General features: G+C 76.2%; 20 protein-coding genes and 4 pseudogenes. 17 read left to right on the top strand and 7 right to left on the bottom strand.

Annotated features, from left to right (window positions below; genetic code table 11):
• Window positions 1-62: 62 nt before the first annotated feature.
• Window positions 63-320 (bottom strand): WhiB family transcriptional regulator, encoded by a 258-nt coding sequence (locus LUW75_RS23630; RefSeq protein ID WP_250337414.1) that lies wholly within the window; start codon window positions 318-320, stop codon window positions 63-65.
• Between the two features lie 249 nt (window positions 321-569).
• Here LUW75_RS23630 and LUW75_RS23625 point away from each other — a divergent pair, with 249 nt between their 5' ends.
• The 10 genes and pseudogenes from LUW75_RS23625 to LUW75_RS23580 all read left to right on the top strand — a co-directional run bounded on the left by LUW75_RS23625 (window position 570) and on the right by LUW75_RS23580 (window position 5753).
• A complete protein-coding gene (locus LUW75_RS23625; protein WP_250337413.1) occupies window positions 570-848 on the top strand; it encodes a GlsB/YeaQ/YmgE family stress response membrane protein in 279 nt (92 codons plus the stop codon).
• Window positions 845-1201 carry a gas vesicle protein GvpO gene (locus LUW75_RS23620; RefSeq protein WP_462933808.1) on the top strand — a complete coding sequence of 119 codons (357 nt, stop codon included), beginning with the start codon at window positions 845-847 and terminating at the stop codon, window positions 1199-1201. Before LUW75_RS23625 ends, LUW75_RS23620 begins: the two co-directional genes overlap by 4 nt.
• A gap of 108 nt (window positions 1202-1309) precedes the next feature.
• Window positions 1310-1696 carry a gas vesicle protein GvpJ gene (gene gvpJ / locus LUW75_RS23615; protein ID WP_250337411.1) on the top strand — a complete coding sequence of 129 codons (387 nt, stop codon included), beginning with the start codon at window positions 1310-1312 and terminating at the stop codon, window positions 1694-1696.
• On the top strand, window positions 1693-2409 hold the full coding sequence (locus LUW75_RS23610) for a GvpL/GvpF family gas vesicle protein (RefSeq protein WP_250337410.1): 717 nt from the start codon (window positions 1693-1695) through the stop codon (window positions 2407-2409). Before gvpJ ends, LUW75_RS23610 begins: the two co-directional genes overlap by 4 nt.
• A gap of 3 nt (window positions 2410-2412) precedes the next feature.
• A complete protein-coding gene (locus LUW75_RS23605) occupies window positions 2413-2649 on the top strand; it encodes a gas vesicle protein GvpG (protein ID WP_250337409.1) in 237 nt (78 codons plus the stop codon).
• Window positions 2646-2960: a gas vesicle protein gene (locus tag LUW75_RS23600; RefSeq protein WP_250337408.1), complete on the top strand. Its 315-nt coding sequence runs from the start codon at window positions 2646-2648 to the stop codon at window positions 2958-2960. Before LUW75_RS23605 ends, LUW75_RS23600 begins: the two co-directional genes overlap by 4 nt.
• A pseudogene (locus LUW75_RS25060) lies at window positions 2957-3750 on the top strand (GvpL/GvpF family gas vesicle protein). Before LUW75_RS23600 ends, LUW75_RS25060 begins: the two are co-directional and overlap by 4 nt.
• Window positions 3747-3932 carry a gas vesicle protein gene (locus LUW75_RS23590; RefSeq protein ID WP_250337407.1) on the top strand — a complete coding sequence of 62 codons (186 nt, stop codon included), beginning with the start codon at window positions 3747-3749 and terminating at the stop codon, window positions 3930-3932. The pseudogene LUW75_RS25060 and the gene LUW75_RS23590 overlap by 4 nt, the downstream one beginning before the upstream one ends.
• Window positions 3929-4204 carry a gas vesicle protein K gene (locus LUW75_RS23585; protein WP_250337406.1) on the top strand — a complete coding sequence of 92 codons (276 nt, stop codon included), beginning with the start codon at window positions 3929-3931 and terminating at the stop codon, window positions 4202-4204. The genes LUW75_RS23590 and LUW75_RS23585 overlap by 4 nt, the downstream gene beginning before the upstream one ends.
• An 88-nt stretch (window positions 4205-4292) precedes the next feature.
• The gene (locus LUW75_RS23580) at window positions 4293-5753 is read left to right on the top strand and encodes an aminotransferase class I/II-fold pyridoxal phosphate-dependent enzyme (RefSeq protein ID WP_250337405.1); all 1461 of its coding nucleotides are present in this window, start codon (window positions 4293-4295) and stop codon (window positions 5751-5753) included.
• Window positions 5754-5913: 160 nt separating this feature from the next.
• Here the strand turns inward: LUW75_RS23580 and LUW75_RS23575 are convergent, their stop codons facing one another.
• Window positions 5914-6186: a hypothetical protein gene (locus LUW75_RS23575; RefSeq protein WP_250337404.1), complete on the bottom strand. Its 273-nt coding sequence runs from the start codon at window positions 6184-6186 to the stop codon at window positions 5914-5916.
• A gap of 139 nt (window positions 6187-6325) precedes the next feature.
• Here LUW75_RS23575 and LUW75_RS23570 point away from each other — a divergent pair.
• Window positions 6326-8373 (top strand): annotated as a pseudogene (locus LUW75_RS23570) (FUSC family protein).
• Between the two features lie 68 nt (window positions 8374-8441).
• A pseudogene (locus LUW75_RS23565) lies at window positions 8442-10909 on the top strand (SpoIIE family protein phosphatase).
• Window positions 10910-11056: 147 nt separating this feature from the next.
• Here the strand turns inward: LUW75_RS23565 and LUW75_RS23560 are convergent.
• From LUW75_RS23560 to LUW75_RS23545, 4 genes are all read right to left on the bottom strand, one after another.
• Window positions 11057-11629: a DinB family protein gene (locus LUW75_RS23560; protein WP_250337403.1), complete on the bottom strand. Its 573-nt coding sequence runs from the start codon at window positions 11627-11629 to the stop codon at window positions 11057-11059.
• A 357-nt stretch (window positions 11630-11986) separates the two neighbouring features.
• The gene (locus tag LUW75_RS23555; protein ID WP_250337402.1) at window positions 11987-12532 is read right to left on the bottom strand and encodes an RICIN domain-containing protein; all 546 of its coding nucleotides are present in this window, start codon (window positions 12530-12532) and stop codon (window positions 11987-11989) included.
• Between the two features lie 618 nt (window positions 12533-13150).
• Complete coding sequence (locus LUW75_RS23550) at window positions 13151-13438, bottom strand: hypothetical protein (protein ID WP_250337401.1); 288 nt, start codon at window positions 13436-13438, stop codon at window positions 13151-13153.
• Window positions 13439-13458: 20 nt separating this feature from the next.
• On the bottom strand, window positions 13459-13842 hold the full coding sequence (locus LUW75_RS23545) for a hypothetical protein (RefSeq protein ID WP_250337400.1): 384 nt from the start codon (window positions 13840-13842) through the stop codon (window positions 13459-13461).
• Window positions 13843-14048: 206 nt separating this feature from the next.
• On the opposite strand from LUW75_RS23545, the gene LUW75_RS23540 reads away from it, so the two are divergent.
• From LUW75_RS23540 to LUW75_RS23520, 5 genes are all read left to right on the top strand, one after another.
• Entirely contained in the window at window positions 14049-14783 is a 735-nt protein-coding gene (locus LUW75_RS23540) for a LuxR C-terminal-related transcriptional regulator (RefSeq protein ID WP_250337399.1), read from the top strand.
• A 26-nt stretch (window positions 14784-14809) separates the two neighbouring features.
• Complete coding sequence (locus LUW75_RS23535) at window positions 14810-15616, top strand: hypothetical protein (protein ID WP_250337398.1); 807 nt, start codon at window positions 14810-14812, stop codon at window positions 15614-15616.
• Between the two features lie 2 nt (window positions 15617-15618).
• Complete coding sequence (locus LUW75_RS23530; RefSeq protein WP_250337397.1) at window positions 15619-17049, top strand: sensor histidine kinase; 1431 nt, start codon at window positions 15619-15621, stop codon at window positions 17047-17049.
• Between the two features lie 257 nt (window positions 17050-17306).
• Window positions 17307-18185: a trypsin-like serine protease gene (locus LUW75_RS23525; RefSeq protein WP_250337396.1), complete on the top strand. Its 879-nt coding sequence runs from the start codon at window positions 17307-17309 to the stop codon at window positions 18183-18185.
• A 470-nt stretch (window positions 18186-18655) separates the two neighbouring features.
• Window positions 18656-19633 carry a glycosyltransferase family 2 protein gene (locus tag LUW75_RS23520; protein ID WP_250337780.1) on the top strand — a complete coding sequence of 326 codons (978 nt, stop codon included), beginning with the start codon at window positions 18656-18658 and terminating at the stop codon, window positions 19631-19633.
• Window positions 19634-19720: 87 nt separating this feature from the next.
• Here LUW75_RS23520 and LUW75_RS23515 read toward each other — a convergent pair.
• A pseudogene (locus LUW75_RS23515) lies at window positions 19721-21148 on the bottom strand (DUF6056 family protein); the annotation flags it as partial.
• Between the last annotated feature and the right edge of the window lie 116 nt (window positions 21149-21264).

Here is a 21264-nt window from a genome sequence, read left to right as displayed (position 1 = left end):
CCGGCCGTCGCCGCCGGCCGACCGGTACGGCGCACGCCGTCCGCCGGCCGTCCGCCGCGCGTTCAGCCGGCCGCCCGGCGGGCGGCGCGGGCCGCGCGGCGGTGCAGCGCGCGCCGCTCCTCCTCGCCGGTGCCGCCCCACACCCCGAAGTCCTGGCCGGCGTCCAACGCCCACCGGAGGCACGGCTCGCGCACGGGACAGCCCGCGCAGATCCGCTTCGCCTCCTCCGCCTGCATCAGGGCCGGGCCGCTGGTGCCCACGGGGAAGAACAGGTCCGGGTCCTCGTCGCGGCACGCGGCCGACTGTCGCCAGTCCTCCACGGAAGTCTCCTTCGCTCGTCGGTGAGTACAACGGTCCTCCGGCTGCGCACGACCGCGTACCTGATGCGACTGACCGTCACCACGGCATTGAAACGGTTCCAGCCGCTCCGCATGGCGAAAATGCCCAAAAAGTCACGCGGCGGCCGCTTGTGCGGGAGAAAGTCCGCCCCAGGCCGGGGGTTTGGAAGTGCCGGGACGGTAAAAGCGCTGAGGCGAGGCAAACATCCGCACACGACGGTAGGAGACTCCATGGGCATCATCGCGTGGATCCTCATCGGCCTGCTCGCCGGCATGATCGCCAAGGCCCTGATGCCGGGGCGCGACCCCGGCGGCGCCATCATCACGATGCTCATCGGCATAGCCGGCGGGCTCCTCGGCGGGTGGCTGGGCAAGGTCCTCTTCGGGGTCGACTCCATCGACGGCTTCTTCGACCTCTCCACCTGGGTCGCCGCGATCATCGGCTCGGTGATCCTGCTCGCCCTGTACCGGCTCTTCACCGGCGCCGGCCGGACGCGCCGGCACGCCTGACCCGTACGGCGGCGGCTCCCCACCGGGGCGCCGCCGCCTTCCGGTCCCCGACGTTTGGGTCCCCGAGAGGCGGCAATCCGGAGGCGGTCATGGCCAACACACCCGAAACCCTGCGGCTCGCCTGCGAGCAACTCGCCCAGCTCACCGGGCGGGAACCCGAGTCCGTGTCGTCCTTCCACCGTACGGACGACGGCTGGCGGTTGACCGTCGAGGTCGTCGAACTGTCCCGGATCCCCGACACGACGAGCCTGCTCGCCTCGTACGAGGTGGAACTCGACCAGGACGGCGGGCTCACCGGTTACCGACGCGTCCGCCGCTACGAGCGCGGCCGGGCCGACGGCCAGGCCCGCTGATCCGAGCGGACGCCGCCGCCCCGCGCCGGGCGGCCCCGGGCCCCTTGCAGAGCACGGACCGACAACGATCACCCGACCGCTGACACCTGGTCAGAAAGGCGGAAAGACATGACGGTTGACACTCGAACGACCCCGGGCGGCTCCGGCGGCAGCAGCGGCCTGTACGACATCCTGGAACTCGTCCTCGACCGCGGACTGGTCATCGACGCGTTCGTGCGCGTCTCGCTCGTCGGCATCGAGATCCTCAAGGTCGACGTACGGGTCGTCGTCGCCAGCGTCGACACGTACCTGCGCTTCGCCGAGGCGTGCAACCGCCTCGACCTGGAGACCGGCCGCAAGGCGCCGGCGCAGCTCACGGACGTCGTCGACGACATGACCAAGTCCGGTGCCCGCGGCAAGACCAAGGGCGCGCTGCAGGGCGCGGCGCAGACGGTGTCCGAGACCCTCGGCCGGTCGACGTCCCGGCAGGAGAAGAAGGAGGAGCAGGAGAAGTGAGCACCTACGTCTACGGCATCACCCGCAGCTCGCACCCCGCGCTCCCGGAGAAGGTGGACGGCGTGGGCGACCCGCCGCGCCCCGTGCGGGTCCTCACCCACGGCGGGGTCGCCGCGCTGGTGAGCGACGCGCCCGAGAACCTGCGGCCGAAGCGGCGGGACCTCCTCGCCCACCAGAACGTGCTCGGCGCGGCGGGCGCGGACGGCACGGTCCTCCCGCTGCGGTTCGGCGGGGTCTCCCCCGACGACGACGCCGTCCTGGCCGTCCTGCGGGAGCGGGAGGAACACTACCTGGAGCGGCTCCAGAGCCTCGACGGCAAGGTCGAGTACAACGTGAAGGCCGTCCACGACGAGGAGGCCGTGCTGCACCAGGTCCTCGCCGACAACCCCGAACTGCGGGCGCTGAGCCAGGAGCAGCGGGCGGCGGGCGGCGGCACCTACGAGCAGAAGCTCGCCCTCGGCGAGCGCGTGGCGGCGGCCGTGAAGCACCGGGAGGCGCGCGACGCGGTCCTCGTGCAGGAGGCCCTGGAGAAGGCCGCGGCGGAGTGCCGGCCCGGCCCGGAGGGCACCGGGAGGCTGGCGAACCTGTCCTTCCTCGTCGAGCGGGACCGGGCCGGCGCGTTCGCGGACGCGGCCGACGCCCTGGGCAAGGAGCACGGGCACCTGGTGCTGCAGGTGACCGGGCCGCTCCCCCCGTACAGCTTCGTGGAGTAGGCCGTGGGCCTGCTCGGAGAGATCCTCCTGCTGCCCGCCGCGCCCCTGCGCGGTACCGCCTGGGTGCTGCGGCGGGTGGTCGAGGAGGCGGAGCGGCAGTACTACGACCCGGCCGCCGTCCGCCGCGAGCTCGCCCGCCTCACCGAGCGGCTGGAGGCCGGGGAGATCGACGAGGAGACGTTCGACCGGCTGGAGGACCAACTCCTCGACCGACTGGAGAAAGGGGCCGACCGCCCATGACGACACCCGGACGCCCGCCCTCCCCGTTCGCGTCCGACGGCGGGGGCGCGAACCTCGCGGACATCCTGGAGCGCGTCCTCGACAAGGGCGTCGTCATCGCGGGCGACATCCGCATCAACCTGCTCGACATCGAGTTGCTGACCATCAAGCTGCGGCTCGTCGTCGCCTCGGTGGAACGCGCCCAGGAGATGGGCATCGACTGGTGGCGCCACGATCCGGCGCTCTCCTCGCACGCCCGCCGCGACGCATTGGCGAACGAGAACGAGGAACTGCGGCGGCGCCTGGCCGAACTGGAGGAGCGTACGGCATGACCACTCCCACCCCGCCCCTGCGGTACGTGTACGCCGTGTGCCGGCCCTTCGACGGCGTCCTCCCGGAGGGCGCCGCCGGTATCACCGGCGAGCCGCCCCGGCTGCTCCACCACGGGGACCTGGTCGCCGTGGTGGACGCGGTGCCCGCCGAGGAGTTCGAGGAGGGGCCGCTGCGCGCCCGGTTGGAGGACCTGGACTGGCTGGCCGCCACCGCCCGCCGCCACGACGCCGTCCTGGCGGCCCTCACCGCGGTCACCTCGCCCCTGCCGCTGCGGCTCGCCACGGTGTGCCGCGACGACAGCGGGGTGCGGCGGCTGCTGGACGAGGGGCGCGACCGGTTCACCCGGGCGCTGGAGCGGCTCGACGGGAGGGTCGAGTGGGGCGTGAAGGTCTACGCGCGGACGTCGTCCGCCCCCCGGCCCACCACCCCCGGGAAGCTCCGTCCGGAGCGGTCGGCGGGCGGGAGTACCTGCGCCGACGGCTGCGGGAGCGCAGCGGCCGGGAGGAGGGCCGGCGGCGCGCCGAGGAGACGGGCCGCACCCTGCACGGGCGGCTCTCCGCGCACGCCGAGGCGGCCGTCCTCCACCCGCCGCAGGACCCGCGGCTCACCGGTGACGCCGACGGGGTCAACGTCCTGAACGCCGCCTACCTCGTCACCCGCGAGCAGGCCGAGGGCTTCGTGGCCCTCGTGGGCCGCGCGGACGGGCAGGAGGGCGTGCGGGTCGAGCTGACCGGGCCGTGGGCGCCGTACTCGTTCGCCGGGATCGCGGAGGAGGAGGAAGCGGCGTGAGCGTGGAGCACCGCAGGGTCGCCCTCGTCGACCTGCTGGACCGGCTGCTCGCCGGCGGGGTCGTCCTCACCGGTGACCTGACGCTCAGCATCGCCGACGTGGATCTCGTGCGGGTCGACCTGAAGGCGCTGATCAGCTCGGTCGGCGACGGGATGCCGACGCCGTGGGGACGGTCCGGGTGAGCGGGCCGCGCCGCCGGGTGGAGCTCGACCCCGACTCCGTCGAACGGGACCTCGCCCGTCTCGTCCTCACCGTGGTCGAACTGCTGCGCCAGCTGATGGAACGCCAGGCGCTGCGCCGGGTGGAGGACGGGGACCTGACGGAGGACCAGGAGGAGCGCATCGGCATGACGCTGATGCTGCTGGAGGACCGCATGGAGGTCCTGCGGACCCGGTTCGGACTGGAACCGGAGGACCTGAACATCGATCTGGGGCCGCTCGGCCCGCTGCTGTGAGACGGGGCGGCGGACCGGAACGGCCGGAGCCGCAGACCGCCCCCGGGGCGCCCGGGGGCGGTAGGGGACCGTACGGAGGAGACGACTGATGGACCATTCCCGGGTACCGGTCCTCGAGGCCCTGGAGGAGTTCAGGCGGCGCGGGGACGTGGTGTACGGACCTCCGGGGCATAAGCAGGGGCCCGGGGTCGACCCCAGGGTGCTGGAGGTCCTCGGGGAGGACCTGTTCCGGGCCGACGTGCTGTCGCTGAACGGCCTGGACGACCGCCGCGAGTCGCGGGGGGTGCTCGCCCGGGCCCAGGAGCTGATGGCGGACGCGGTCGGGGCGGACCACGCCTTCTTCTCCACCTGCGGCAGCTCCCTGTCGGTGAAGACCGCGATGCTGGCGGTGGCCGGTCCCGGTGAGAAGCTGCTGGTCTCCCGCAACGCCCACAAGTCGGTGATCTCGGCCGTGATCGTCAACGGCGTCGAGCCGGTGTGGGTCCACCCGAAGTGGGACGCCGGGCGCCACCTGGCGCACCCGCCGGAGCCGGACGACGTGCGCCGCTCCCTGCGGGCCCACCCGGACGCGAAGGGCATGCTGCTGATCACCCCCACCGACTGGGGGTCGTGCGCGGACGTCCGCGGCGCCGCCGAGGCCTGCCACGCGCACGACGTACCGCTCATCGTCGACGAGGCGTGGGGCGCCCACCTGCCGTTCCACCCGGAGCTGCCGGTGTGGGGCATGGACGCCGGGGCCGACCTGGTCGTGACCAGCGTGCACAAGATGGGCGGGGCGGTCGAGCAGAGCTCCGTCTTCCACCTCCGGGGCGACCGGGTGTCCCCCGAGGTGCTCCGGCAGCGGGAGGACCTGCTGGGGACGACGAGTTCGTCGTCCCTGGTGTACGCCACGCTCGACGGGTGGCGGCGCCAGATGGTCGAGCAGGGGCGCGAGCTGCTGGAGACCGCGCTGCGCCGGGCCGGCCGCGTGCGCGAGGTGGTCGCGGGCCTGCCGGGGCTGCGGCTCATGGACGACGCCGTCGTCCGGGAGGGCCTCGCGGCGGAGATCGACCCGTTGAAGATCACCATCGACGTGCGGGAGCTGGGCGTCAGCGGCATGCAGGCCGCCGAGTGGCTGCGGACGGAGCGCCGCGTCGACGTCGGCGCCGCCGACACGTTCCGGATCAGCGCGACCCTCACGCACGGCGACGACGACCGGACCGAGAACGTCCTGTGCGGCGCCCTGCGCGCGCTGGTCGAGGGAGCCGACTCCATCGAGCGGCCGCGGCCGGTGCGGCTTCCCGAGCCGGGCGCGCTGGAACTGGAGCAGGCGGTGCTGCCCCGCACCGCGTTCTTCGGTGAGGCGGAGCACGTGCCGGCGGAGAAGGCCGCGGGCCGGATCGCCGCGGAGACGATCAGCCCCTACCCGCCGGGCGTCCCGGCCGTCGCGCCCGGCGAGGTCATCACCCGGGAGGTGGTGGACTACCTGCGCAGCGGGGTCGCCGCGGGGATGCTGGTGCCCGACGCGGCCGACGGGTCGCTGGAGACGTTCCGGGTCCTCGCCGAGTGAGACCCGCCGGTCCGCGGGCCGGCCCCGTCACCGCGGTCGTGGTGGCGGGGCCGGCCCGTGTGCGCGCCGCCGTACCGGCCCCGGCCCCGCGGGCCGGAGGTCCCCGGACCGCGGGGCTCCGGCCCCGCGGGCTCCGCGGGGCCGTTCCGTGCCCGGGCCGCTAGGACCCGCGGCCGCCGCCCGCGCCGTCCGGGTCCTCACCGCCGTCCGGGCCTTCGCCGCCGTCGGGGTCCTCGCCGCCCTCCGGACGGTCCGCCTCCACTCCGGCGAGCGGTTCGCCGCCGGCGGTGCCCTCGCCGGGCCGGTACCCCTCGGCGGTGCTCGCCGTGCCGGGCACGTCGCGGCGGTGCGCCGTGTCCTCGGCGCCCGAGCCGGCACCGGGCGCCTCGCGGCTCCGCTCGCGGGCCCGGTCGCGCGGGGTCTCGTCGTTCATGCTGCCTCCCAGGTCGGCGTGGGGACCACCGGGTACCCGGCGGACACGGGGCGTACCGTCCGCGGGCGGGGCGACACACCGGGCCGGGCGGCCGGACGGGTACGGGGAGGGAGCCTCCTCCCGGCCTACGCTCGGCGCCATGACCTGGCTCCGCTCCCTGAAGGCGACCGCCCGCTCGGGTCTCGCGGTGCAGCGGCGGCGGCTGGAGCCCCTCGCCGCGCTGCGTGCGGCGGCCGGGCTGGCGCTGGTGGTGCTGGTGAGCGCCGCCGTGGGCGGGCCGGCGACGGCGGCCAGTTCGGCGTTCGGCGCGTTCCAGGCGGCCATGGCCACGTTCCAGCGCAGTTGGCGGCCGCGGCCGACCCTGGCGCTGGCGTCCGGGCTGAGCCTGGCGGTGTCCACGTTCCTGGGGTACGTCTGTGCCGGGCACCCGGCGGCGTTCCTCGCGCTGCTGGCCGTGTGGACGTTCGTCTCCGGACTGGCGTGGACGGAGGGGCCGACGGTGGGGCTGATCGCCTCGTCCAACGTGGCGATGATGCTGGTCACGGTCACCCTGCCCACGTCCGTCGGGGACGCCGCCGTGCACGCGGCGGTGATCGCCGCGGGCGGGGTGGTCCAGGCAGGGCTGGTCGTGCTGTTGCCGGTGCGCGGCTGGGGTCCGCAGCGGGACGCGCTCGCCGACGCGCTGGCGGGCGTGGCGGACTACGCGCGGCGGTTGCGCCACGACCCGTACGCCCCGTTCGACCCGGCCCCCCTGATGACGGCCCGCAGCGCCGCCGCCGTCACCCCCGGCAGGCCCGGCGCCGTCCCGGCGAGCTGCACGGCGCCCGGGGACCGGCCGAGCGGATCCGCCCCGTCCTCGCGTCACTGGCCGACCCGGTCGTGGGCGTACCGGCGCGGGGGCCCGGCCGCGACCGCGTGCGGGAACTGCTGGGCGCGGCCGGGGAGGTGCTGGACGCGGCCGCCCGGGCGGTCCGGCGCGGCAGTCCTCCCGACGTGCCGTCCGGCGCCCTCGCCGCGCTGCGCGCGCCGGACACTCCCGCCGTGCTGGGGACGGCACCCGCCCGGCGGGCCGCCGACCGGCTCGCCGGGCTCCTGGAGGAGGTGGTGGAGGCCGCGGCGCCCGGCGGCCGGCGGGCGGACCCGGAGGAGCTCCGCGTGCGCCCGGGTCTGCTGAGCCTGGTCCCGGTCGCCGTGCGGGACGTCCGGGCGGAGGTGCGGCACCGGGACTCGCCGTACCTGCGGCACGCGGTCCGGGTGACGGCGGTGACCACGGCCGGGTACCTCCTCGGGTCGGCGCTTCCCCTGGGGCACGGCTACTGGGCCCCGCTCACCGCCGTCATGTCGATGCGGCCCGACTTCGGCCAGACGTACGCGCGGTCGGTGGCGCGCCTCGCCGGGACGCTGGTGGGGGTCGCGCTGGCGACGGGTGTGGTGCGGCTGGCGGACCCGGGCGTGTACGCGTCGGCGGCGCTCGCCGTCGCCGCCGCCTTCGCGACGTACCTGCTGCTGCGGACCGGGTACACCGCCATGCAGGTCTCCCTCTGCGCGTACGTCGTGTTCCTGCTGGGCATGGCGGGCGCGCAGTGGACCCAGACCGTGCGCGAGCGGGTGGTGCTGACCCTGCTGGGCGGGGCCCTCGCGATGCTGGCCTACGCCGTGTACCCGGCGTGGGAGACGCCGCGGCTGCGTTCCCGGCTGGCCGACTGGCTGGCGGCCTCGGTCCGGTACGCCGCCGAGGTGCTGGAGCGGTACGCACGGCCGGACCGGCCCGCGGCGGGCGCCGTGCGGGAGGCGCTGCTGGAGGCCCGCGCCGCCCGGATCGCCTGGCGGGAGGCCGTGGACCGGGCCGCGCACGAGCCGGTGCGGCACCGGGGGCCGTCGGAGGCGGCCACCGACGCGGCGGGGCGGGCGATCGGCCGGCTCTCGCGGGCGGCGATGGTGCTGGAGGCGCACCCGCCGCACCGCTCGGCCGCGCCGTCCCCGGGCGCCGCGGCGCTGGTGGAGGCGCTGCGCGGGGCGGCGGAACGGGGCGCGGCGGACGTACGGGAGGGGCGGGTGCCGCGCTGGGAGGGGGTCCGGGCGGCGCTCGGCGCGGCGGAGGGGTCCGCCGACCCGGTGGTACGGGCGGCCGCGCGTCGGCTGCTGGAGGCCCTGGAGGAGCTGTCGGAGGCGCTGGACGCGCGGTGACCGCCGGGCGCGGGGGTCCCCCCGGGCCCCGGCAGCGCTTGCCGGGTCCGTCTTCCCGTACGAGGGTGATGGCGATGGGCACGCCGCTGCGAACGTTCACCGAGAGCCCGGAGGACCCCTTCTCCCTCCACCGGGCGGCGACGGCCGTCCTCGACGAGCGGGGCACGGTCGTCGGCTGGAGCGCGCTCGCCGAGGACCTGCTCGGTTACCGGCCCGAGGAGGTCATCGGCCGCCGCGCGCTGGACGTGCTGATCGGCCCGGAGGACCGGGACGCCGCCGCGGGGGTGGTCACGACGTGCGTCGGGGCGGGCGGGTGGTTCGGGGTGCTGCCGGTGCGCAGGAAGGACGGGCCACCGCTGTTGATGGGCTTCCGCGCCCGGCTCGTCCTGCGGGACGGGCACCGCCGGGAGTGGTTCCTCGTCGGTGCGCCGGCGGACGAGGTGATCCAGTGGGAGACCGACCGGTCACTGCTCGACGGGATCTTCCGCCGCTGCCCCATCGGCGTCAGCGTGCACGGACCCGACCTGGGCATCCTGCGGGTCAACCGGGCCGTCGCCCGGTTCGCGGACGCACCCCCGGATTCGCTGCGGGGAGCCCGGATGGGCGACTTCCTCGTGGCGCCGGACGCGCGGACCGCGGAGCGCGGGCTGCGGTCGGTCCTGGAGACCGGCCGCCCGCTGATCTTCACCGAGCAGCCGTGCCGGCTGCTGGCGGACCCGCCGGGCCGGGAGCGGTTCGTGGCCGTGTCGGCCTTCCGGATGCAGGATCCGGCCGGGGAGGTGCTGGGCGTCACCCAGTTCGTGGAGGACGTGACCGAACGGGAGCGGGCCCGGCGGCGGCTCGCCCTGCTGAACGACGCCAGTGAGCGGATCGGCACCACCCTCGACGTCGTCCGCACGGCCCGGGAACTGGCGCGGGTGGCGGTGCCCGGTCTCGCGGACTGCGTGGCCGTGGACCTGCTGGAGCCGGTCGTACGGGGCGGGGAGCCCGGGCCGGGGGCCTCGGCGCGCCTGCACCGGGTGGCGCTGGGCTCCGTCACGGAGCCGCCGCCGCCGGCCGCGCGCCGCCCCGACGGCGAGGCGGTGTTCGCCCCTGGGCCGGTTCAGGAGCGGTGCCTGCGGCTGCGGCGGCCCGTACTGGAGACGGGCCCGGCGGCGGGCGCGGGCGGCACCGGGCGCGAGGTGGACGCGCACTCGCTGATGGCGGTGCCGCTGGGCGCCCGCGGGGCCGTACTGGGCGTGGTGAGCCTGTGGCGGGCCTACCGCCCGGAACCGTTCGAGGAGGACGACCTCACGCTGGCCGCGGAGTTCGCCGCGCGGGCCGCCGTCTCCATCGACAACGCCCGCCGCTACACCCAGCAGCGGACGGCGGCGCTGTCGCTGCAGCGGAGCCTCCTCCCGGCGGGCGTTCCGGAGCACCCGGCGGTGGAGATCGCCCACCGGTACCTGCCGGCGGGCGGCGCCACGGAGGTCGGCGGGGACTGGTTCGACGTGATCCCGCTGTCCGGTTCGCGCGTCGCCCTCGTGGTGGGCGACGTGGTGGGGCACGGCGTGCCGGCGGCGGCGACGATGGGGCGGCTGCGCACGGCCGTGCACACGCTGGCCGGCCTCGACCTGGAGCCCGACGAGGTGCTGTCGCAGCTGGACGACCTGGTCGGGCGGATCGCCGGGGAGCAGGAGGGGACGGGCCCGCTGGGCGGTGAGCAGATCGTGGGCGCCAGCTGCCTGTACGCGGTGTACGACCCGGTCTCGCGGCGCTGCTCGATGGCCCGGGCCGGGCATCCGCCGCCGGTGGTGGTCACGCCGGACGGGCGGGCCGTCCTCGCCGCTCTGCCCCCGGCCCGCCGCTCGGGCTGGGCGGCCTGCCCTTCGAGAACGCCGAGTTCGAACTCCCGGAGGGCAGCCTGCTCGCGCTCTACACGGACGGGCTCGTCGAGTCCGGCCGGCGCGACGTCGAGGAGGGACTGGAGCTGCTGTACGGGGTGCTGAGCGGGCCGGAGGGCGACCTGGACGCCCTGTGCGCGAAGGTGACGCGGACCGTGATGCCCGAGCACCCCACCGACGATGTCGCCGTGCTGCTGGCCCGGACGCGGGTCCTCTCCGCGGACCGGGTGGCCACGTGGATGCTGCGGGCCGAGCCGACCGCGGCGCAGCGGGCCCGGCGGCTGACGGCGGCGCAGCTCGCGGAGTGGGGGCTGGACGACCTGGTGCTCACGACGGAGCTGATCGCGAGCGAGCTCGTCACCAACGCCTACCGGTACGCGTCGGGGCCGGTGCAGCTGCGCCTGATCAGGGACTCCGCACTGATCTGCGAGGTGTCCGACGGCAGTACGACCGCCCCGCACCTGCGACGGGCCCGCAGCACCGACGAGGGCGGCCGGGGGCTGTTCCTGGTCGCGCAGCTGACGGAGCGCTGGGGCGCCCGGTACACCCGCGACGGCAAGACGGTCTGGACGGAGCAGTCGCTGGACGGCGCACCGGGCTTCCGGGAACCGGCCGAGGCCCCGGACGGCCGGCGCCACGGCGCGGTTCCGTGACCCGCCCGGCGGATCACCGGGGCCCGGGCCTCCTCCACGCGGTCGGCGCCCCGCGACGTGCGCACCCGCCGCCGGCCCGTGCCAGTGACCGCCGATCGACGGCCGCTGTCCCGTCTCGTCGAAGGCCGGGCGGTCTCAACACATCTTTCAAGCACGGTGGGCGTCGGCCGCCGCCTGGATGCGGGCGTGATACTGCTGCCACTCGGCATCGTCGCCCAAGCCGTCGTGATCCGGTCCGGCTCTGCCGTCGATGAGCTCTCGCAGGACATCCGCGTGGCCAGCGTGCTGCGCCGTCTCGGAGACCATACGAACGAGCAGCACGCCCAAGGTGGTGGCCCGGCGGCCTTCGGGCCAGTGCGGCACCTGACCCGGGGTTTCGAGCGCGAGATCCGCGACGGTCCGGTCGGCGTGCGCGCAGGCACGCCGGTAGAGCCCGATGACGTACTCGCTGGACTCGTCGGGCCTGGCCCACATGTCTGCGCCTTCCCAGATCGAACCGTCCTCGACCCAGACCAGCGGTTCTGGTGCCGGTCGGTCGAACGATTCGCCGAGGTACCCGTACTCAAGGCCCGCCAGGTGCTTGACCAAGCCCAGCAGGTTCGTGGCGGTGGGTGTCATGGGCCGGCGCATGTCGTATTCGGCGAGTCCCTCCAGCTTGGAGAGCAGACCGGCCCGTCCTGCCTGCAGCGCGCGGTGCAACTCCGCTTTGAGATCGGTCACGTGGTCCTCCTTCAGGGATGCGGCCACCCAACCACGCGGCTGTGACACGGAGCCGGCGATGCGCCCGGGGCCGACGGCCGGCACCCACCGTGCTCGAGGTGCGTGGGGACCGCCCGCCCTCCGATGGGACAGGACAGCGGCCATCCCCCACTGTCACGAACCCACGAGGAGTCAGCCCCGCCTGGCGCAGAAGTCGGTCGGTCGCCCTTCGCCGGCGATCGACCGACGTTCACTGACACGGGTCGGCCGCGGACCGCACCGGCGGCCGCGCCCGGCCCGGGCCGGGCGCGGCCCGTCCGCCCGGCCCGGACGGCCGGGCGGACGGGCCGCGGTGAACCGCGACGGGGTGGGACCGGGTCAGACCACTGCGGCGGTCCACCGCTGCTGGACCTGGCCGTGGCACTGCCACTGGGTGAGCTGGGTCTGCGTGGTGCCGTTGAGGGTCTGGTCCATGCACTTGCCGCTGTACTTGTTGACCAGCGTGAACTGGTTGGTGTTCTCGACGCCGACCATGGTCCAGAGCTGGTCCTCGTAACCGCTGTTGCAGCCGTAGCCGGCCAGCTTGTGGCCGTTCTCCACGCTGTGGTAGCCGTTGACCAGGCAGGTGCCGGACGCCTTGTTGCGAAGCTGGAACCAGTCGCCCTGCACCGGGACGACCTCCCACTGCTGGTTCGTCCCACCGTGGTAGGGGTACAGGGTGACCGGGTTCCCCGCGGTCGGGGAGCCGTAGGCCATGTCGGCCACCATGTTGGGGTCCTTGACCGTGCGCAGGACCAGGGTCTGCGGAGCGGCCTGGGCGGCGCCCTCGGGGGCCGCGGCGGCCGCCTGGCCCGTGCCGACGCCGGTGAACGCCAGGGCCAGCAGGACCGTGCAGCCCAGAGCCGTCTTGCGCGCGAAAAACATGGATTTCTCCTTCCGGTGGGCCCGTCGGCCGTGGCGGCGCGACGGTGCCGAACCAGAATCCATCCCACAATCGCGAAATCACATGTCGAAGCGGCCAAACCCCCTGAACGAAGGAGCGCGGTGCAGGGAGCGGAAAGACGGCGTGGAGGGGCGCCTACCGGCGCCGTGGTGAGGCGAAAGCCCATCCGCGAAGGGGCGCCCCTTCTCGGAGCGCTCCTTCACGCGCATAGCCGACACGTTTTCCCGCGGCACGCCACGCCCCGGTCCCGTGTACGCACCGGTCGGCCGCGCACCGGCCGCCGGGCTCGCGGCGCTCCCCCGCCGCTCCCGCACCTCGCCGACGCACCGGGGTGGTCCCCGGCCGCGGTCCGGCGCCGCCCCGCCGACGCGCGGAGGGCGCGGACGGGCGGAGAACGGGCGCGGACCCCGACCCCGGCGGCTCCGGGGGGACGGCCCCGCCTCCCGGGCCCCGACCGTCCACGCCCCCCGGTCCACGCCCCCCGTCCCGGCCGCTCGCCCCGGACGGTCCCGGTCCGTGCCGGTGGCGGGGCGGCACCGGCGGGGCGGGGCGGCGCGGTCTCCCGCACCGCGCCGCCCCGCCCCGGGCCCCGGCCGGGGTCACGTCCAGAAGCGGCCGTGGACGGGGCACGTCTGGCCGGTGCCGCCGCACGTTCCGCAGGTCCTGCCTCGCCGCCCGCGGCAGTGCGGGCAGTTGACGACCGGGACCTGGTCCTTGCGGCACCTGTCGCCGCTGCCCGACCGGCCCGCGCTGAACAACCCACCGCCGGTCGTGACGGCCCAGTCCTTGCCGTGCCGGGGGCACCGGTGCCCCGAGGTGCAGCGGCCGCACCCCCGTGAACAGCACCGCTCCAGGTGCTGCCCGCACCTGCACGTCAGCTCGCCCATCGCTTCTCCTCCCTCCGGGTTCAGGCGATGGTCCAGCCGCGGGTGCGCACGCTGCACCGCTGGAACACCAGGGACAGCCCGCCCGTCAGGCCGATGGCGTTGCCCATCCAGCGGGTGATCGCCCCCATCCGCCGGTCGAAGTACGCCTCGCCGGTGCAGCCGCCGGCGGTGGGCGTGAGGTCGACGTGGAAGGTGAAGTAGGTCTCGATCCTGTTGCCCGCGGTCACGCTCAGGCCGCCGGTGTCGAAGCGGCTCAGGTAGACCGACGCCTCCACGCCGGGTGCCGACACGTCCGGCGAGGGGTCGCTGAGCTGCTCGGCGACGCCCTTGAAGAGGACCTGCAGCGTGTCCTCGACCGAGTGCGGCGAGTCGAAGGTGCCGACCCGCTTGGTGAACCTGCCCATGAACGTCCTCCTGAATATCGGTGCCGTACGCCCCCGGCTCCCGTCCCGCGGCCCGCCGGGGCCCGTTCACACCCTGCCCCCGGATCCCCCCGCCCGTCTGTCCCCGCCCACGGGGACAGACGCGGGGCGGCCGCCGGTGGTAGACCTGGGTGCCGGGCGGCCGGGACCGGCGGGGTGACCGGCGGGCCGCGGGAGGAGGGGGCGGTATGGACGACACCCGGGGACCGCACGACGGCGACGGCGGTGCCGCCGCGAACGGACCGCGCCTGGCCGCGGTCGACGACCACTCGATGATCCTGCGCGGCATCCCGGCGTACCTCACCGAGTCGGCGCCCGAGATCGAGTGGGTGGGCAGCGCCGGGAACGTGGGCGCGCTGCCGTCCGCCGTGACGGCGCTGCCCTCGGTCGTCCTCCTGGACATCGAGTTGAACGACGGCAGCGACGTCGCCGACAACGTCGGCCGCCTGCGGGCGTGGGGCCCGCGGGTCATGCTGTTCAGCCGCGAGCACCGCCCCGTGGTGGTGCGCCGGGGCATCGAGGCGGGGGCGCTCGGACTGGTGCTGAAGGAGGATCCGGAGGCCCAGCTCGTCGAGGCGGTCAGGGCGGCGCACACGGGCAACGCGTACGTGTCCGGCCGGCTGGCCCACCAGATCGTCAACGACCCCCGGGGAAGGGTGCGGCTGAGCCCCCGCCAGCTCGAGGTGGTGGAGCTGCTGGCCCGCGGCTTCAGGACGGACGCCATCGCCCGCCGCCTGTACATGACCGAGGAGACGGTCCGGACCCACCGGCGGCGGGCCATCGAGGCGTTCGGCAGGAACCGGGGGACCCGGCCGGCCGGCACCTCCGAGTTGGTGTACCGCCTGATGGCGGACGGCCACATCGACCTCGGCCCGGCCGGTTCCGACGGACCGGGTACGCCGCCCCCGGGCGCCGCCGGGTGACCCGGCGCGGCACCCACCGGTCCGGGGTGGAGACCGCCCTGCGCCGCGCGTTCGCCGGGCTCTGCCTGCTGATCGCGTCGGTCTGGTGGCTCACGGCCGTCCCGCTGTCCGTCCCGCCCGGTCCGCGTCCGCTCCCCCTGGGGGTCACCGTGCTGGTCGCCGCGGCCGCGACGGCCTGGGTCCACCGGGGGGCGTTCGTCCGCATCGGCCCGGTCGACGCCTGGTGCGCCCTGGCCCTGGCGGCGGTCGTGCACGCGGCGTACGCGGTGCATCGGCCCGCCGAGTGGTCGGTGGGCCTGCGCTCCACGGTGACGGCCGTGGCGGTCCTCCTCTCCGCGGCCTACCTGCCGCGGGGCCGGGGACGGCCGGCGTCGGCGGCCGCGCTGGCGGCGCAGGTCGCCGCCGGGTGGCAGGAGGGCGCGGCGACCGCGTTGGAGGGGGCCTGGCCGGCGCTCGCCGCGGGGGTGGCGGCGACGGCGGTGGCCCCCGTCCTGCGCGCCGCCGGCGACCGGGCGGACACCGCCATGCGGGAGGACGAGGACGCGAGCGCGGACGCCGCGCGGGAGCGGGCCGCCCGGCGGAGCCGGCGCGACTTCCAACGGCTGCTGCACGACGACGTCGGGGCGGCGCTGCGCGTGGCGGGCATGAGCGGCGTACCGGCCGCGGAGCGGCGTGCCGAGGCCCGCCGCGCGGTGGCCGCGCTGACGGCGGGCCGGGCCGGGCCGGACGACGGCGCGGCCACCGACCTCGTACCGCTGTTGGAGGGGTTGGCGGCGACCTCCGTGGGCGGCGACCCCCGACCGCGGGTGACGACCCGCTTCCCCCGGAGCTGACCGTGCCGCACGAGGTCGCCGCCGCCTGCGCGGGGGCGGCCGTCGAGGCTCTGCGCAACGTACGGCACGCCGGCGCCGCGCACGTCGCCGTCCGGCTGGACGGGGACCACCGGGGCCTGGAGCTGACCGTGGCGGACGACGGCCGCGGGTTCGCGCCCGGCCGGGTCCGCCGGGCCGCCCTGGGGCTGCGCGACTCCGTCGTACGGAGGATGGCCGAGGTCGGCGGTTCGGCCGACGTGCGCAGCCGGCCCGGCCACGGCACGACGGTGTGCCTGCGCTGGAGTGCCCCGGCACCGGACGCGCACGGCGGCATGACGGCGCGCCCGCGCCGGCAACAGGAGGTGCTGCGCGCCGCCGTGGGCGACGTGCGGGGCCCGCTCGCGGCGGTGTGCCTGCCGTACCTGGTGGTCATGGCCGCCGTCGCGGTGTTCCAGACCGTCGGCACGCCGGTGCTCTCCGGCCACCTCCTGTGGTACCTGGCGCTGGCGACGGCCACCTGCGTCCTGATCCGCCGGGCCGACCGCCGGATCGGCGGACGGGTGGCCCTCCCGCTGCTCGCGGTCGCGGTCGTGGGGGCCGTGAGCTGCCTGCCGGTGCTCCCGGCGGAGGCCGTCGCGGACTACCGCTCGTGGCCGATCGGCGCGGTCACCCCGCTGCTGACCCTGCTCGTCATCGTGCGCCCGGTCCGCCAGACCGTCCTCGCACTGGCGTGCGAGGAGGTGGGCATCCTCGTGCTGACCGCCGTGGACCCCCCGGGCTCCGGATCGACGGCGAGCGCGGTCGTCATGGTCCTCCCCGCGATGCTGTCGCCCGCGACGGGGGTGGTGATGGGCCTGGTCATCCGGCGCACCCTGGTCGCCCTGGGCGGGGCGGTGCTGGACGCCCACCACCACCGCACAGCCGTCGTGGCCGCCGAGTCCGCCGCCCGCGCCGGGGCGGAGCAGCACCGCCGGCGGCTGCGGGAGATCGACGCGCAGATCGTGCCCTTCCTCCGCGCGGTCGCCGCGGGCGACGCCCCCGACCCGGCCGCCGTCCGCACCCGGGCGGACCGGCTGGCCCGGTCCGTCCGCGACGAGCTGCACCTGCCGGGCGTCCTGGACGGGCCGCTGCGCGACCTGGTCGGCCGTGCCCGCGAAGCGGGCTGCGAGGTGACGGTCCACGCCCGGGCCGGCGACGGCGCCCCGCCGGTCGACACCCCCGCCCGCGCGGCCCTGCTGCGCGCCGTGCTCACCGCCGCCCTCGCGGACCGGGGGTCCTTGGAGGAGCTGGTCCTGGGCGTGCAGGACGGGCCGGAGGGGCCGGCCGTCAGCCTGGTCGCGATGCCGGGCGACCCCCGCCGCGCCGCGGCGCTCCGCGCGGCGCTGGAGGGGACGCCGCACACGCTGGAGGATTCCGCCGACCTGACGTGGGCGGAGGCCGTACTGCCGGAGTAGGGCGGTGCGCCCCGCCGGTCCTCACCGCCGCTCGCGGAGGCCGGCCCGGCGGAGGGGAGCCGTCCCGCCGGGCCCCGCGCGCCCGTCCGCCGCCCGGCCCCGACGCGCCCGGCCGTGCCCTCCTCCCGTCCGCACCCCCGCGCGGTGTAGGGGTGGGCCAGGGGTTTCCCTCTTTCCGGGGACGGGCGCCACGCGCTTCACTTTCGGTCACCCCACAGGAGAAGCACCTGTTCACTCGCCGTCCGGAAGGGTTTCTCTTGAGCGTCATCCCCGCCCGCGTGAGCGCCGCCCTGGCGGCCGCCTGCGCCGTCGTCGTCGGCGCGGCCGTGCCGTCCTCCGCCATCAACTCGTACAACGCGGCCCCGGCGCCCGAGCGCACCGAGGTCGGCGCGCTGGTCGCCACCTGGGACGACGACGGCGACGCGACGACGCCGGACCGGGTCGACTGGGTGTGCTCCGGCACCATGGTCGACGCCGACACGTTCCTCACCGCCGCGCACTGCACCACCGACTGGCCGGAGAACGCCCGGTTCTTCGTCTCCCTCGACCAGGACGTGCGGGGCGCCCTCGACGAGGCGGCCGGCCGCCACCCCGGTGACCCGGCGGCCGTCGCCCGCGAGGTCGCCGTCGAGGGGACCGTGCACAACCACCCGCGCTACCCCGGCTCCGCCTCCGACACGTACGACATCGCGGTGGTCGAACTGCCCGCCGCGCAGGTCGCCGCCCGCTGGTCGTTCACCCCGGCGGAACTGCCCCGGGCGGGTGCGCTCGGCGCGCTGGGCCCGCGGGGCCTGGAGGAGGCGTCGTTCACCGTCGCCGGGTACGGCACGCAGGAGTCGCGGCGCGGGCCGGGCGGCCACACCCACCCGGGCGGCGGCGTGCGGATGAAGGCGCCCGTGTCGTTCAACGCGCTCAACACGGCGTGGGTGCGGCTCGGGATGACCGCGCCGCAGGGCAACGGCGGGGCCTGCTACGGCGACTCGGGCGGCCCGAACTTCGCCGTGCTCGACGGGAAGCGGACGCTGGTGGCGACGACGATCACCGGTGACGGCCCGTGCTACGCGACCAACGTGGCCTACCGCCTGGACGCGCCCGGTGCCCGGGCGTTCCTGGCACCGTTCACGTCCCTCCCGTAGGGGCGGGACGGACCGCGGGACGCACCGTCCGTCCCGCGCACATGGCGGGGAACCCGGTCTCCGGTTGTACCAGGGGAGACCCGGGACCGGGTTCCCGATCACGAGGGACGTCCGTTCCCGCTTCCGCCGGCCGGTCCCCCGCCGCGACCGGCGGAAGCGGGAACGGACCCCTGGCGGGCGCCGCGGTGAGGAGGGCCGCGCGGGCGGCCGGCGGGTGACCACCCGCCGCCGTCCCGCGCGGACACCGCGGGCGCCGGTGCCCGGCCCCGGCCCCCTGGTGGGGCCGGGGCCGTCCGTACGACGGGTCCCGGGACGGCGCGGCACCCGTACGGGCTCCCCCGGTGGCGGGCGGGCCGCGGCCGTGCGGCGCTGGAGGCGAGGCGGAGGCAGCCTCGGCGGCCCTCCGGCACCCTCCGCGCGGCGGATGCCGGAGGGGCGTCCCGCACCGGCGTGCATGGAGTGGGTCAGCGATGGTGGACGTGTCGGTCGTCGTTCCGTGTTTCGACGAGAGCGAGGTGATCGGCGCCTTCCACACGGCGGTGGTGGCCGCGCTGGAGCCCACGGGGGCCGCCTTCGAGCTCTGCTACGTGGACGACGGCAGTCGCGACGGGACCGTGGAGCGGCTGCGGGAGCTGGCCCGCGCCGACGCGCGGGTGCGGTACACCTCGTTCAGCCGGAACTTCGGCAAGGAGTCGGCGATGCTCGCCGGGATGCGGATGTCCCGGGGCGCGGCGGTGGTGCTGATGGACGCCGACCTCCAGCACCCGCCGGAGCTGCTGCCGCGGATGCTGGAGCTGCGCCGGCACGGCTACGACCAGGTGGTGGCCCGGCGCGACCGGTCCGGCGAGAACCCGGTCCGCAGGGTCCTCAGCCGCGCCTACTACCGGCTGGTGCGGCGGTTCATGGAGGTGGAGGTCGTCGACGGGGCCGGCGACTTCAGGCTGCTGTCGCGGCGCGCCGTGGCGGCGGTCCTGGCGCTGCCGGAGAGCAACCGGTTCTCCAAGGGCCTGTTCTCGTGGATCGGCTTCGACACGGTCTCCTTCCGCTACGAGAACGCGTGCCGCGCCGCGGGTGCGTCGAAGTGGGGCCGCAGGCGGCTGCTGGACTACGGCGTCGACGGGCTGCTGTCCTTCAACAGCCGTCCGCTGCGGCTGGCCGTGCACACCGGGCTGTGGCTGTTCCTCTCGGCGCTCGCCTACGCCGCGTGGATCGTGGCCAACGCGCTGCTGGACGGTGTCGACACGCCGGGGTACGCCACGCTGATCACGGCCGTGGTCGGGCTGAGCGGGGTGCAGCTGGCGACGCTCGGGGTGATCGGCGAGTACGTCGGGAGGATCTACCACGAGTCGAAGCGGCGCCCCCACTACGTGGTGCGGGAGACCGACCGGGACGCGCCCGGGAGCCCCGCGGCCGGACCCGCCCCGTCGGGGGCGGGCCGCCGCCCCTGACGGGGTCCGCGGAGCGCGCCGGCCGTCGGTGACGCGGTCCAGGCGGTAGTAGTCGGCGACGCAGCCCGCCGGCCACCGGCGCCCGCCGCCCCCGCCGAACGGCTCCAGCATCCGGGCGACGGTGTTCGGCGTGTACGGGGCGGTCTCGGCGCCGCTCGCGGCCCGTTCGCGCAGGAAGCGGTCCTGGCGGTCCCAGCGCTCGGCCCGGGCCCGCATGTCGCCGCCGAGCTGGTGCAGCGGGACGGCCAGTCCCAGGACGGCCGCGGCGCACACGGCGGCGGAGACGGCCGCGGCGGCGCGCCGGAGGGCGGCGGGCCGACCGGCGCGGCGCAGGGACCGGCCGAGGAGGGCGCCGGCGGCGACGAGCAGCAGGACGTACGGCAGCAGGTAGTCGTTCCAGGTGCGCTCCGTGGTCAGGACCCGGGTGCCGAACACCGGGTACGTGACGACAGTGCACAGGTAGCCGGAGACGAGGAACACCAGCGCGCCGAGGGACAGCAGCCGCAGCGGGCGGTACGGCAGGACGGCGGCGGGCCCGGCGTCCGGGCGGCGGCGGGCCAGGAGGCCCAGCAGGACGCCCGCGGCGACGGCGCCCGCGTACTGCCAGGTCGTGAGGATCTCCCCCAGGATCCGCGCGAACAGCTTGAGGGAGGTGAGGAGGGAGTCCGGGGCGAGCATGGAGGCGGTCCCGGCGTCGTGGCGCTCGCGGCGGTTGCGCGAGCCGGGGGAGGCGACCAGCAGGAGCGTGCCGGCGGCGACGCCCGCCGCCCCGGTGAGCGCCCAGACGCGGACGGTGCGGCGGGCCCGTCCGGCGAGGACCCCCGGTGCGAGGGCGGCGGCGGTGCCGAGCACGACCAGGGCGACGACCGACGCCTCCTCGGAGAGCGTGCCGATGAACACCCCGGCCGGGAGGACGGTGGCGAGGGCGGCGGCCCGGCCCCGCCGGCCGCGGGCCGCGAGCAGCGGCAGGGCGGCCCCGGCGGCCAGGACCGGGGCGAGGGTGTGGGAGACCGAGGCGGCCGGCCAGTAGAAGGTCTTGTACGTGTTCGGGGTGGCGAGCAGGAACACGGCGCCCGTCACGGCGGCGACCAGGAGCGCCGTGCCGCGCGGCGCCCGCAGCCCGGCGCGGCGCAGCAGCAGGGCGGTCAGGGCCCACAGCAGACCGAGCACGACCGCCGCGCTGACGGCGGCGTACCACTGGTGCCCGGCGACCTGGAACCTCGCGTAGAGGCCGACGAGGAGGCCGTTGGCGAGGCGGCCGTTGTCGACCGCGTAGAACTGCTCGACGACCCCGGCGACACCGCGGTCGCGGACCAGCGGCAGGAAGCACCACTCGTCCGCCGAGGGGCGGACGTGCCGGCCCAGGGCGGAGGCCGCGGCCAGCAGGGCGAGTGGCAGGGCCGCGAGGGCGGGGACGCCCGCCGTGACGGCGGGCCGGACGGGGCGCGGACCGCCGCGCCGCGCGCCCTCGTCGTCGGGGTGGGGGTCGGTGACGCGGGGCGCGCCGACGGCCATGGTCACCACTGCCTTCCGGGGAACACTGGTCCCCCACCGTAGAGGGGTTCTCCCGTGCCGCCGTTCCGCCGGCCTCCCGGCGCGCCGCGCGGCACCGCGTGCCGCGAAGGGACCGG

The organism is Streptomyces sp. MRC013, assembly GCF_023614235.1.
Classification (GTDB): domain Bacteria; phylum Actinomycetota; class Actinomycetes; order Streptomycetales; family Streptomycetaceae; genus Streptomyces.
Note: the sequence above shows the minus strand (reverse complement) of the source record. Positions and strands in the feature narration are given on the sequence as shown.